This is a genomic window from Variovorax sp. UC74_104 (assembly GCF_044055375.1).
Classification (GTDB): Bacteria; Pseudomonadota; Gammaproteobacteria; order Burkholderiales; family Burkholderiaceae_C; genus Variovorax.
The window spans coordinates 4,257,696-4,269,752 of the sequence record NZ_CP171978.1 but is presented as its reverse complement, the minus strand read 5'-3'; the positions used below and the strand labels follow the sequence as shown (position 1 = coordinate 4,269,752).

Annotated in this window: 11 protein-coding genes, 1 pseudogene and 1 riboswitch; of the genes and pseudogenes, 7 read left to right on the top strand and 5 right to left on the bottom strand. The window is 70.5% G+C overall.

All coding sequences use genetic code 11. The annotated features are described in order from the left end of the window. Positions 1–74 precede the first annotated feature (74 nt). Positions 75–1,046, top strand: a complete 972-nt coding sequence (locus ACHMXA_RS20055) for a helix-turn-helix domain-containing protein (RefSeq protein WP_395316272.1) — start codon at positions 75–77, stop codon at positions 1,044–1,046. Between the two features lie 25 nt (positions 1,047–1,071). On the opposite strand, the gene ACHMXA_RS20050 is transcribed toward ACHMXA_RS20055, so the two are convergent. From ACHMXA_RS20050 to ACHMXA_RS20030, 5 genes are all read right to left on the bottom strand, one after another. Continuing rightward, on the bottom strand, positions 1,072–1,497 hold the full coding sequence (locus tag ACHMXA_RS20050) for a universal stress protein (RefSeq protein ID WP_395316271.1): 426 nt from the start codon (positions 1,495–1,497) through the stop codon (positions 1,072–1,074). Between the two features lie 78 nt (positions 1,498–1,575). Beyond that, positions 1,576–2,403 carry a sulfite exporter TauE/SafE family protein gene (locus ACHMXA_RS20045; RefSeq protein ID WP_395316270.1) on the bottom strand — a complete coding sequence of 276 codons (828 nt, stop codon included), beginning with the start codon at positions 2,401–2,403 and terminating at the stop codon, positions 1,576–1,578. Between the two features lie 281 nt (positions 2,404–2,684). Further along, complete coding sequence (locus ACHMXA_RS20040) at positions 2,685–3,008, bottom strand: cell division protein ZapA (RefSeq protein ID WP_395316269.1); 324 nt, start codon at positions 3,006–3,008, stop codon at positions 2,685–2,687. Then, positions 3,005–3,229 carry a hypothetical protein gene (locus tag ACHMXA_RS20035; protein ID WP_019652365.1) on the bottom strand — a complete coding sequence of 75 codons (225 nt, stop codon included), beginning with the start codon at positions 3,227–3,229 and terminating at the stop codon, positions 3,005–3,007. Before ACHMXA_RS20035 ends, ACHMXA_RS20040 begins: the two co-directional genes overlap by 4 nt. A 113-nt stretch (positions 3,230–3,342) precedes the next feature. After that, entirely contained in the window at positions 3,343–5,064 is a 1,722-nt protein-coding gene (locus tag ACHMXA_RS20030) for a ClcB-like voltage-gated chloride channel protein (protein WP_395316268.1), read from the bottom strand. Positions 5,065–5,118: 54 nt separating this feature from the next. Beyond that, positions 5,119–5,374, top strand: a riboswitch (cobalamin riboswitch). 97 nt (positions 5,375–5,471) lie between these two features. Here ACHMXA_RS20030 and ACHMXA_RS20025 point away from each other — a divergent pair. The 6 genes and pseudogenes from ACHMXA_RS20025 (at position 5,472) to ACHMXA_RS20000 (ending at position 12,057) form a co-directional block, all read left to right on the top strand. Further along, positions 5,472–7,388 (top strand): TonB-dependent receptor domain-containing protein, encoded by a 1,917-nt coding sequence (locus ACHMXA_RS20025; RefSeq protein ID WP_176664344.1) that lies wholly within the window; start codon positions 5,472–5,474, stop codon positions 7,386–7,388. Further along, a complete protein-coding gene (locus ACHMXA_RS20020; RefSeq protein ID WP_395316267.1) occupies positions 7,373–8,800 on the top strand; it encodes a cobyrinate a,c-diamide synthase in 1,428 nt (475 codons plus the stop codon). The genes ACHMXA_RS20025 and ACHMXA_RS20020 overlap by 16 nt, the downstream gene beginning before the upstream one ends. Then, entirely contained in the window at positions 8,775–9,377 is a 603-nt protein-coding gene (locus tag ACHMXA_RS20015) for a bifunctional adenosylcobinamide kinase/adenosylcobinamide-phosphate guanylyltransferase (RefSeq protein WP_176664343.1), read from the top strand. Before ACHMXA_RS20020 ends, ACHMXA_RS20015 begins: the two co-directional genes overlap by 26 nt. Beyond that, positions 9,374–10,249 carry an ABC transporter substrate-binding protein gene (locus tag ACHMXA_RS20010; protein WP_176664342.1) on the top strand — a complete coding sequence of 292 codons (876 nt, stop codon included), beginning with the start codon at positions 9,374–9,376 and terminating at the stop codon, positions 10,247–10,249. The genes ACHMXA_RS20015 and ACHMXA_RS20010 overlap by 4 nt, the downstream gene beginning before the upstream one ends. Beyond that, positions 10,246–11,274, top strand: a complete 1,029-nt coding sequence (locus ACHMXA_RS20005) for a FecCD family ABC transporter permease (protein WP_395316266.1) — start codon at positions 10,246–10,248, stop codon at positions 11,272–11,274. The genes ACHMXA_RS20010 and ACHMXA_RS20005 overlap by 4 nt, the downstream gene beginning before the upstream one ends. Next, positions 11,271–12,057 (top strand): annotated as a pseudogene (locus ACHMXA_RS20000) (ABC transporter ATP-binding protein). The gene ACHMXA_RS20005 and the pseudogene ACHMXA_RS20000 overlap by 4 nt, the downstream one beginning before the upstream one ends.

Here is a 12,057-nt window from a genome sequence, read left to right as displayed (position 1 = left end):
TGACCCGGTTTGGCGGCGTTCTTGTTCCAGCGTTGCATCCGTTCGCTACCCCTCAGGCCTTCCGAGGAATCCCGATGACCCAGCTGCTCAGCACCGACGCCGTCCCGCGCGACCAGCGGCTCGCCTACTGGACCGACATGATCTGCAACGTCTACGTGCAGCTGGGCTGCGACCCGGTGCGCGAGGGCAATTCGGGCGGCTCGGGCGATTTCGAGGGCAGCATCCGCCAGCACACGCTGCCGGGGCTCGACGTGTCGGTCGTCACCTCGAGCCCGCAGAAGGTGATGCGCACGCCGGGACACATCTCGCATTCGAGCGACGACTATTTCCTCGTGAGCATCCAGGCGCGCGGCCGGGGCGTGGTGCGGCAGGACGGGCGCGACGCCGTGCTGTCGGCCGGCGACTTCGCGCTGTACGACAGCACGCGGCCCTACCAGCTGCTGTTCGACGAATCATTCGAGCAGATCGTGCTCAAGCTGCCCGGCGAGCGCCTGCGCAGCGAGCTGCGCGACACCCAGGCGCTCACGGCCACCACCGTTTCGGGCCGCGAGGGCGCGGGGCACCTGCTGCTGGGCATGATCCGCACGCTGCGCGAGGACATCGACATGCTGCAGCCGGCCTCGGCCCTCGCGGTGGCCAACGGCGTGCAGAACATCCTGGTGGCGGGGCTGCAGACGCTGCCGGCGGCCAGCGCGCCATCGCTGAGCAATCTGGCGGCGTACCACCTGGCGCGCGTGAAGCGGCGCATCGACGAGCAGCTGGGCGATCCGTCGCTATCGGTCAGCACTCTGGCGGCGGGGCTGGGCGTGTCGGTCAGCCACATCCATCGCGCGTTCAGGAGCGAGCCGCTCACGCCATCGCAGTACATCTGGGAGCGCAGGCTGGAGGCCTGCAGCCGCGACCTGCTGGAGCCGCGCCTCGCGGGCCGGCCCGTGGCGGACATCGCCTATGGCAGGGGCTTCAACGACGCGGCGCATTTCAGCCGCGCGTTCAAGGAGCGATTCGGCTGCTCGCCGCGCGAATGGCGGCAGCAGCGCACGCAATAACGGATCGGTGGATCGACGGACCGGCTTACTGAACCAGCAGCACCGTGGTGTTCGTCTCGGCGATCACCTTGGTGGCGACCGAGCCCATCAGCGCGCGGCCCAGGATGCCGTGGCCATGCGTGCCGAGCACGATCAGCCCGGCGTGCGCGGCGGCGGCCGACTTGAGGATCTCCTCGGCGATGTGGCCGTGGCGCGCATCGACCGTGTAGTTCGTGATGCCCTGCGCCGCGAGCTGGGCCTTCACGGGCTCGATCACCTTGGCGCTTTCCTCGGCGTAGTACTCGGAGACGATCTCCTTGCTGAGGTGGCGCGTGACGTGGCCCGAGATGCCCGTGCACACGTGCACGATGACCAGCTCGTGGCCGTCCACGAACATGGCCCGGTTGGCGACCAGATAAGCCAGCGCCTTCTGCGTGTAGGCGCTGCCGTCGACTGCGATGAGGATTTTCATGGCCTCGTTATACGGCTCGCGGCGCACGGGCGGCAACGAGTCGCACCTCTGGCGCAAGGGCCTTGGGCCCGAAGGGAATCAGCCGTGCAGGCCCTTCCAGAGCATGTAGGCCGCCAGCAGGTAGAGGATGCTCGCGAACACGCGCTTGAGCTTCTTCACCGGCAGGCTGTGCGCGGCCTTCGCGCCCAGCGGCGCCGTGATCACGCTGCACAGCGCGATCACCGCCAGCGCGGGCAGCCAGATGTAGCCGAAGGAGCCGGCCGGCAGGCCCTGCACCGACTGTCCGCTGACCGCGTAGCCCAGCACGTTCGCCACCGCGATCGGAAAGCCCAGCGCCGCGCTGGTTGCCACCGCGTTGTGGATGGAGATGTTGCACCACGTCATGAACGGCACGCTGATGAAGCCGCCGCCCGCGCCCACCAGGCCCGAGATGAAGCCGATGGCGCCGCCCGCCGCGAGCTGGCCGCCCGTGCCCGGCATCTGCCGCGTGGGGGCGGGCTTCTTGTCGAGGAACATCTGCGTGGCCGAGAAGCCCACGAACAGCGCGAAGAAGATCGCCAGCGCCGTGCCCTTGAGCAGCGCGAACACGCCGAGGCTGCCCACCAGGCTGCCGATGACGATGCCGGGCGCGAGGCGCCGCACGATCTCCCAGCGCACCGCGCCGCGCTTGTGGTGCGCGCGCACGCTCGACACCGAGGTGAAGATGATGGTCGCCATCGAGGTCGCGATGGCCATCTTCACCGAGAGGTCGGCCGGCGCGCCGCGGTGGCCCATGATGATCGTGATGAAGGGCACCATCAGCATGCCGCCGCCGATGCCCAGCAGGCCTGCGAGGAAACCGGTGCCAAGCCCCAGGGCGGCGAGTTCGGCGATGAGGATGGGGTCGAGCAGGCTGGAGACGTTCACGGAAATTCTGTATCGCAAAAAGCAACGGCCCCGAGCAGCGTGTGCAGGGGGCCGTGGCGGAATTAGGTGTCTGCAAGTGGGCGCCGGACTCGCATCCTGAACCGGGGTTCAGGTGGGCGAGGGCAGCAAGACTTCGGGTTCATCTGACGCGAGATGATCACACCCGTCGAGCGATTTACCAAGCCCGGCTCCGTAGAGCATTGGAACAAGGACATATAAAGCCCAACGCGCACCGCAGACAGTTTGGATTTTACCGCTGCAGCCCTGCCGGCGGAACCCGTTCAGAGCAAATGTCCATCGCCCGCCAGGGCCTGATCGAGTCTTTGAATGAGCTGGGCAGCTTTCGGGTCGGTTTCGGTGGTATCGGGCGCTGCCGCCGGAGCGGGTGCCGCGCTGGCAGCGGCCTGCTGCGCGGCAAGGTCGAATGCCAGGTTCAGCGATGCCAGCACCGCGATGCGGTCGCGGGCCTTGACTTTTCCCGCGTCGCGGATCTTGCACATGGCGGCATCCACGCGTTCGACGGCTTGGCGCAGCTGCGCCTCGCCGCCGTCGGGACAGCCGAGCAGATAGCTCTGTCCCATGATCTGTACTTCAATCTGCTTCATGCGGGGGAGTCTTCGGAAGGTGGTTCTGCCGGCAGCCGTTCGAGCAGGGCATCGAGGCGCGTGCGGGCCGCGACGAGCCGCGACTTCAGTGCGTCGCGTTCGCGCGTGAGCGCATCGACCTGTTCCTGCAGCAGCGCGTTGGTGCGCTGCACCTCTTCGTGACGCACGAGCAGTCGTTCGACGCGCTCGGCGATCTGATCGATGGGGCTGGAGGCGGGCATGGTTGGCGATTGTAGTTTCCCGGGGAGGCGGTCCCGCCGAGGCCGGACGCGCTGCCCGGCGTGGCAGGGATTCTGCGGCTTTGCCGCCCGCGGATCAAACGCTCCTGGCCCTCTCAGGCTTCGCTGAGCCGCACGTAGGTCGCCAGCAGCGCGCTCTTGGCGACCACGCCCAGCAGCACCGGGTTGGCTGCGCTCTCGATCAGCGGCAGCCGCTCGCCCAGATGATCGAGAAAGCGCTGCAGCGCCTCGCCCAGTCCCGTGTCCGCGGTGACCGGCTGGATGGCCTGCGAGAGCAGGGCGCCGGCCGTCGTCTCCTGCGGTGCCGTGCCGAGCGACGAGAGCGGCACCACGCCGAGGTAACGGTTGTCCGAGTCCACCACGTACAGGTATTTGACGGGGTACTGCAGGAAGAGCCTGCTCATCGCCTCGCGGTCCGCCTGCGGGCCGACCACGGTTTCGGCCGGCTGCGCCAGGTCGCGCATGTGCAGCCCGCGCAGGCGCATCTGGTCGTCGCGCTGGGCGTTGCGGTGCAGCGTGATCTCGTACATCGAGCCCGCGTTGGCCGAGCGCGCCACGAAATACGCGATGACGCTCGCGGCCATCAGCGGCAGCATGACCTGGTAGCTCAGCGTCATCTCGAAGATCATCAAGATCGCCATCAGCGGCGCCTGCGTGGCACCCGCCAGGAACGCGCCCATGCCGACGATGGCGTAGGCAAACGGCGCCGAGCTCGCCGCCGGCCACAGCGCCTGCACGCCCTGGCCGAACAGCGCGCCGATCATGCAGCCGAAGAAGAGCGCCGGCGTGAACACGCCGCCCACCGCGCCCGAGCCGGCCGTTGCCATCGTCGCCACCGCCTTGGCGAGCAGCACCATCGCGATCAGCGTCCATGCCCAGGGCGTGTGCAGCACCGAATTGACCACGCTGTAGCCGTTGCCCCAGACCTCCGGCACCGGCACCGACACCGCGCCCATGACCAGCCCGCCCAGCGCCAGCCGCCACGGCAGCGCCATCGGCAGCCGCGAGAACAGCGCCCGGCTGCCCTGCAGCGCACGCAGGAAGCCCACCGCCGCGAAGCCCAGCAGCACGCCGAGCAAGCAGAACAGCACGACCTCGGTGCCGTGGATCTCCGGGAAGGGCGGCATCTTGTAAGGCGGCTGGTAGCCCGGCAGCGCCCGCATCGCGACGTTGGCGACCACCGACGCGATGATGATCGGCCCCACGCTCTCCATCGCGATGGAGCCCAGCACGATCTCCGCGACGAAAAAGGCGCCCGCGATGGGCGCGTTGTACGCGGCTGTGAGGCCGGCCGCCGCGCCACAGGCCACCAGCAGCCGCAGCCGCTCGGCCGGAAAGCGCAAGGCCTGCCCCAGCAGCGAAGAGGCCAGCGCCGCCAGCTGCACCATCGAGCCCTCGCGGCCGATCGAGCCGCCGGTGCCGATGCTCACCAGCGACGACGCGCTGCGCGCTAGCGTCTGCGCCACCGGAATGCGGCCGTCGCCGAGCACGATGGCTTCCATGTAGTCCGACGTGGCGCTGCGCGAGGCCACGCGCTTCGCGAGCACCAGCAGCAGCCCCGCCACGAGCCCGCCCACCGTGGGGCAGGCGATGCGCGCCCACCATGGCAGGTGCTTCGCCATGGCGACCAGCCCCTGGCCGGGACCGAGCACCAGGTGCTCGAAGGCGAGCAGCGCGGCACGGAAGAGCTCGGTCGCCAGCGTGCCCAGCAGCCCGGCCACGATGGACCAGAGCAGCATCGACTGCCAGCCCGATACACCGAAGAGCCGCTGCAGCGCCGAGCGAAGATTCAGGAAGACCGAGGCGGGCCGCATCATGGCCGTCGATGTTAGCGGCGCCGCAACTTTCGACTTAAGCCCCGTTGCCCAGCGCATAAAATCCCGCCCGTTGGTGCTCGCGCCGTGGTTCGCACGGCGCAGTTCAACGGGAAGCAGGAGTGGAAGCCCCGGTTCGTACCGGAACAAGGCCGAAGCCGCCTGCGCTGCCCCCGCAACGGTCAAGCAGACGGCGCCGCAAGGCGCCAACACCTTTCCATCGAGCCACTGGGCGCCCTGAAACAGGCGCCTGGGAAGGCGGCAAGGAGTCGTTCTGCCAGCCCGGATACCGGCCAACGAGGCGGCTGCCGCATGCGTCGAAGATCGATTGACGAACGCATGCGCGGCCATTGCGCCCAGGCGCCGGCGGGGAGGCCGGCCAGGGGTATTGACGTTCGTTCGCTTGATCCATGAATTCCCGTGTTTGCTCTACCCGCGGCCGCGCCCCTGCGCGCCGCTTCCGCCACGCCTGCCTGCCGCTGGCGCTGGTTTCCGTCTTCGGCGGCCTGGCCCATGCCCAGGAGGCTTCCACCCTGCGCGAGACGGTGGTCACGGCCAACCGCACGCCCCAGCCGCTGTCGGAGCTCGTGGGAGACGTCTCCGTCGTCGACAGCAACGCCATCGCGCGCAGCGGCGCGACCGGCGTGGCCGACCTGCTCTCGCGCCTGCCCGGCATCGAGATCTCGCGCTCCGGCGGCGTGGGCAACACCACCAGCCTGTTCATCCGCGGCGCCGAGACGCGCTTCACCGCCGTGTACCTCGACGGTGTGCGCATCGACTCGCAATCGACCGGCGGCGCCGGCTGGGAAGGCATTCCGCTGTCGCAGATCGACCGCATCGAAGTGCTGCGCGGCCCGGCCGCCGCGGTGTACGGCTCCGACGCGGTGGGCGGCGTGATCCAGCTCTTCACCAGGCGCGGCGAGGAGGGCGTGTCGCCCTACGCGGGCATCGGCATCGGAAGCTACGGCCTGCGCAGGATCGAAGGCGGCGTGAGCGGCAAGTCGGGCCTCTTCGACTACTCCTTCGGCGTGGCGCATGAAGAGAGCAAGGGCTACAACGTGCAGCCCGTGAGCAAGCGCAACGTGACCAAGGACGGCTTCACCAGCCCCGACCGCGACGGCTACAACAGCACCTCGGGCAACGTGAAACTGGGCTTCCAGATCACGCCCGACCAGCGCATCGAGGCCACGATGCTCGCCAGCGACATCAAGGCCGGCTACGACGTCTCCGTGCCGTACAAGACCAAGCCGCCGATCCTGTTCCGCGACGACGTGTCCAGCAACACGCTGCGCACCGCCGGCCTGACCTGGTCGGCCAAGTGGAACGACGTCTACAGCACCCGCGTGCAGGTGACCGACTCGCAGTCGGTCTACAAGACCCAGCCCTCGTTCTACCGCACCGAGACAAGGCTGCGCGGCTACCTGTTCCAGAACGAATTCCGCTTCGGCCCGCACCTCGTCACCGCCACGCTGGAGCGCCGCGAGGACGCCCTCGAAAACGCGCCCACCACCACTTCGAAGCTGCTCTCGCGCGACCGCTCGCAGAACGCCATTTCGCTGGGCTACGGCTTCGTGCAGGGCCCGCACTCGCTGCAGCTGCACGTGCGCCGCGACAGGGACAGCGAGTTCGGCGGCAAGACCACCGGCAGCGCGGCCTACGGCTACGCCATCACGCCGTCGCTGCGCTTCACGGCCTCGGCCGGCACCGCCTTCCGCGTGCCGACGCTGTACCAGCGCTTCAGCGAATACGGCCTGGCGACGCTCAAGCCCGAATCGAGCCGCAACCTCGAACTGGGCCTGCAGTACACCGAGGGCGCGACGCAGCTGGGCATCGTGGCGTATGCCAACCGCGTGCAGAACCTGATCGTGTTCGACGGCTCCGCCAAGGGCTGCGCCTCGTCCTTCGGCTGCTACGCGAGCACGGCCCGCGCGCGCTACCAGGGCGTGACGCTGTCGGGCAGCCACCGTATCGGCGACGTCACGCTGCGCAGCTCGCTCGACTTCCAGGATCCGCGCGACCTCGCCACCCACAACCTGCTCGTGCGCCGCGCGCAGCGCCACGCCACCTTCGGCGCCGACTGGCGCGTCGCAGGCTGGACGCTGGGCGCCGAGGTGCAGACCTCCAGCCGCCGCTACGACGATGCCGCCAACGGCGTCAAGCTCGGCGGCTACACGGTGCTGAACCTGTCGGCCACAACGCAGATCACGCGCGACCTCAACCTGGTCGCACGCGTCGACAATGCGGGCAACAAGGACTACCAGTTCGCGCGGCTGTACGCCACCGCAGGCCGCACCGCGTACGTCGGTCTCAAGTGGACGCCTCAATAAGCTCATCGCCCCCTCCGGACGGCACCGCCAGCGGTGCCGCGGCGGTTTCATGCGCCGCCGTGCTGGTGGCCGCCCCGGCCTCGGGGCAGGGCAAGACCACGGTCGCGGCAGCGCTGGCCCGGCTGCATGCGCGCCAGGGCCGGCGCGTGCGCGCCTTCAAGTGCGGGCCCGACTTCCTCGATCCGCACTGGCTGGCGCTGGCCACCGGCGCGCCGGTGCATTCGCTCGATCTCTGGATGACCGGCGAGGCCGACTGCGGCGCGCGCCTGCACGAGGCCGCGGCCGGATGCGACTTGCTGATCGTCGAAGGCGTGATGGGCCTCTTCGACGGCACGCCCAGTGCCGCCGACCTCGCGCAGCGCTTCGGCCTGCCGGTGCTGGCGGTGATCGACGCACAGGCCATGGCCGGCACCTTCGGCGCGCTGGCCTATGGGCTGCAGAACTTCCGCTCCGGCCTGCCGTGGGCTGGCGTGCTGGCGAACCGCGTGGCCGGCGACCGGCACGCGGGCATGCTGAAGGACGCGCTGCGCGATCCCTCGCAATGGCTCGGCGCCTTGCCGCGCGATGCGGGGTTCGCGCTGCCCGAACGGCACCTGGGGCTGGTGGCCGCCACCGAGCTCGGCGATGCGATGGCGAGGCTCGACGCGGTGGCCGACGTGCTGGCCGCCACGCCGCTCGGACGGATGCCGGTCGCCCGGTTGCCGCAGGTGCGCTTCGAGGCTCCCCCAGCCGATGAGGCGCAGGCCGTGCCGCCGGTGCTGGCCGGCCGCACCATCGCGATTGCGCGCGACGCCGCGTTCTCCTTCATCTACCCCGCGAACCTCGACGTGCTCACGGCACTGGGCGCGCGGCTGAGCTTCTTCTCGCCGCTCGCGGGCGATGCCTTGCCGGCCTGCGATGCCGTCTGGCTGCCCGGCGGCTACCCGGAGCTCCACGCGCAGGCGCTGGCAGCCTGCGAGCCGATGCGCGAGTCGCTCGCCGCGCACGTCGCCGCGGGCAAGCCGATCTGGGCCGAGTGCGGCGGGATGATGGCGCTGTTCGACGAACTGGCCATTCAGGACGGCGGGCAGGTCCACCGCCTCTGGGGCCTGCTGCCGGGCCGCGTGACCATGCAGAAGCGGCTGGCCGGCCTCGGGCCGCAGCAGCTCTCGCTCGGCGGCCATGTCCTGCGCGGCCACACATTCCACTATTCGAGCTGCGAGACGCCGCTCGTGCCCGCCGCGCACACTGCCCGGCCCGGAGCGACCCAGCCCGTGGGCGGGCGCGCCGGCGAAGCGCTGTACGTGCACGGGCCGGTGCGCGCGAGCTATTTCCATGCGTGGTTCGCGTCCAGTCCGCAAGCCACCGCGCGCCTTTTCGGCGCCATGCCCATGGAGTTGGAGAGCCATGCCGCATCAACCGATCAAGCCTAGGACCCAGGAGCACGAGTTCATCCTCGGCGGCCAGAAGAGCGGCAAGTCGCGCCGCGCCGAGCAGCGCGCCGCCGACTGGCTCGCCACTGATGCGCGCACGCGCCGCGCCGTGCTGATCGCCACGGCCCAGGCCTACGACGACGAGATGCTGGAGCGCATCGTGCGCCACCAGGCCGACCGCGCCGAGCGCGTGCCCGGCATGCGCACCATCGAGGAGCCGGTCGAGCTCGCGCGCGCCATCGTCACGCAGAGCACGCCAGAAACGCTGGTGGTGGTCGACTGCCTCACGATGTGGCTCACCAACCTGCTGATGCCGATGCCCAGCGAAGACGCCCGCCCCGTGACGCGCACCCCGGCGACGCACATCGCGATGCTGCTGGTCGCGCTGCGCGATGCGCCGGGCCCGGTGGTGCTGGTCGGCAACGAGATCGGCCTGGGCGTGATCCCGATGGGCCGCGAGACGCGCGCCTTCGTCGACGCTCTGGGCCGGCTCAACCAGGACGTGGCCGCCGCCTGCGGCCGGGTCACGCTGATGGCGGCCGGACTGCCGTTGAGCCTGAAGGCGCCCGCCGCATGAGCATGAAGAAGATCCGCAATCCGCTGGCGGCAATCGGCCTCGCCCTGCTGGCGCTCGCCGCACATGCGCTCGACGTGGTCGACGAGCGCGGCGTTTCGGTGAGCCTGCCGCAGCCGCCGCAGCGCATCGTCACGCTGCTGCCTTCGCTCACCGAGTCGGTCTGCGCGCTCGGCGCCTGCGACCGGCTGGTGGGCGTGGACCGGTACTCCAACTCGCCCGAGCAGGTGAAGGCGCTGCCGCAGCTCGGCGGCGGCATCGATCCGAACGTGGAGGCCATCGTCGCGCTCAAGCCCGATGCGGTGCTGCTGGCCAAGTCCTCGCGCGTCACGCAACGGCTGGAGGCGCTGGGCATGAAGGTGCTGGTGCTCGAACCCAAGAGCCACGCCGACGTGCGCCGCGTGCTCGACAAGCTCGACCAGGTGCTGGGCACGCACGAGGCGCCGAAGGTGTGGCGCGTGATCGACGCCAGCGTGTCGGCCGCCGCGCAGTCGGTGCCTGCGAGTGCGAAGGGCATGCGCGTGTACTTCGAGGTCAACAGCGCGCCATACGCGGCGGGCGAGTCGTCCTTCATCGGCGAGACGCTTTCGAGGCTCGGCATGAAGAACATCGTGCCGGCCTCGCTCGGCCCGTTCCCCAAGCTCAACCCCGAATACGTGGTGCGCGCGAACCCCGACCTCATCATGGTCAGCGTGCGCAGCGCGCAGGGGCTGGAGCAGCGGCCCGGCTGGGCCGGCATCCGCGCGGTGCGCGAGGGCCGCATCTGCCGCTTCAGTGCCGAGCAGTCCGACGTGCTCGTGCGCCCCGGCCCGCGCATGGACGAAGCCGCGCGGCTGATGGCGCAGTGCATCGCTGAAAAGGGCGGCAAGCGATGAACGCGGCTGCCGTCAGGCACACGGCTGATCTGCGCCGCGTACTGCTGCTCGGCGCCGGCCTGCTGGTGCTGGGCGCGGCGCTGATGCTGCTGGGCCTGGGCATCGGCAGCACCGGCTTCGAGAGCCTGTTCGCCGCGCGCCACGACCCGGTGGCGCTGCAGATCGTGTGGGACATCCGCCTGCCGCGCACGCTCGGCGCCTGGCTGGCGGGCGCGCTGCTCGGCTTGGCGGGCGCGGTGGCGCAGGGGCTTTTCCGCAATCCGCTGGCCGATCCGTACCTGCTGGGCAGCGCCTCGGGCGCCTCGCTCGGCGTGGCGGTGGCGCTGCTGATGTTCGGCGGTTCGGCCGCGAGCACGCAGTGGGTGATGCGGCTCGGGCTCACCGGCGCGGCCTTCCTGGGGGCGGTGCTCGCCGTGATGCTCACGCTGATGCTGGCGCGCGGCGTGCAGCAGACGCTGCGGCTGCTGCTGGCGGGCGTGATCGTCGGCGTGGTGCTCGGCGCGGCGAAAGACCTGATCACCATCGCCTCGGCGGACATCCTCCAGGCCATCCAGGGCTTCATCCTGGGCAGCACCGGCCTCGTCGGCTGGAGCGCCTGCGCGGTGATGGCGACGGTCGGCGCGGCCTGCCTGCTGGCGGGCTGGGCGCTGGCGCCGGTGCTCGACGGGCTGGCGCTGGGCGAAGCCACCGCGCGCAGCCTGGGCCTGCCGCTGGGCGCGATGCGCGCGGCGCTGGTGGTGGTGCTGGCGCTGGCCACCGGCGCGGCCGTGGCGCAGACGGGGCTGATCGCCTTCGTCGGCCTGGCGGCGCCGCACCTGGTGCGCTCGGTCGTCAAGACCACGCATGCGCGGCTGATCGCGCTGTCGGCGCTGATGGGCGGGCTGCTGCTGATGGCGGCCGACCTGCTGGCGCGCTGGCTGATCGCGCCGCAGGAACTGCCCGTGGGCGTGCTCACGGCCGTGCTGGGCGGCAGCTACCTGCTGTGGCTGATGCACCGGCGCAGTGCGCGTGGGGGCCTGGCATGAGCCGCAACGACACGCCTGCCGCGCTGGAAGCGCACCGGCTGAGCGCCACGCTCGGCGCCACCGAAGTGCTGCACGGCATCGACCTGAAGCTGCGGGCCGCGCGCTGGACCAGCATCGTCGGCCCGAACGGCGCGGGCAAGTCGACGCTGCTGAAGGCGCTGGCGGGGCTGCTCGCCCATCGCGGCGAGGTGCGGCTCTTCGGCGAGGCGCAGGACAAGGTGCCCGCCCGCGTGCGCGCCCGCCGCCTTTCGTGGCTGGGCCAGAGCGGCACGGGCGAGGGCAGTGCGGACGACCTGATGGTCTACGACGTCGCCATGCTCGGCCGCCTGCCGCACCAGCGCTGGCTCGCCACGCCCGGCGAAGCCGACCGCGAGGCGGTGGAGCGCGCCCTGCGCAGCACCCAGGCCTGGGACTGGCGCGACCGCCCGCTGGGCCAGCTCTCCGGCGGCGAACGCCAGCGCGTGCTGCTGGCACGCGCGCTCGCCGTCGAAGCCGAGGCGCTGCTCATGGACGAGCCGCTGGCCAACCTCGACCCGCCGCACCAGGCCGACTGGATGCAGATCGTTCCGCACGCTCGTGGCCGAAGGCCGCACCGTCGTCAGCGTGCTGCACGAACTGCCGATGGCGCTGGCCGCAGACGAGTTGGTGGTGATGAACCAGGGCCGCGTCGTGCATCACGGCGCCTGCGACGACCCGGCCACCCATGCCGCGCTGGAGCAGGTCTTCGACCATCGCATCCGCGTGCACCGCGTGGCGGACCAATGGATCGCTCTGCCGAAGTAA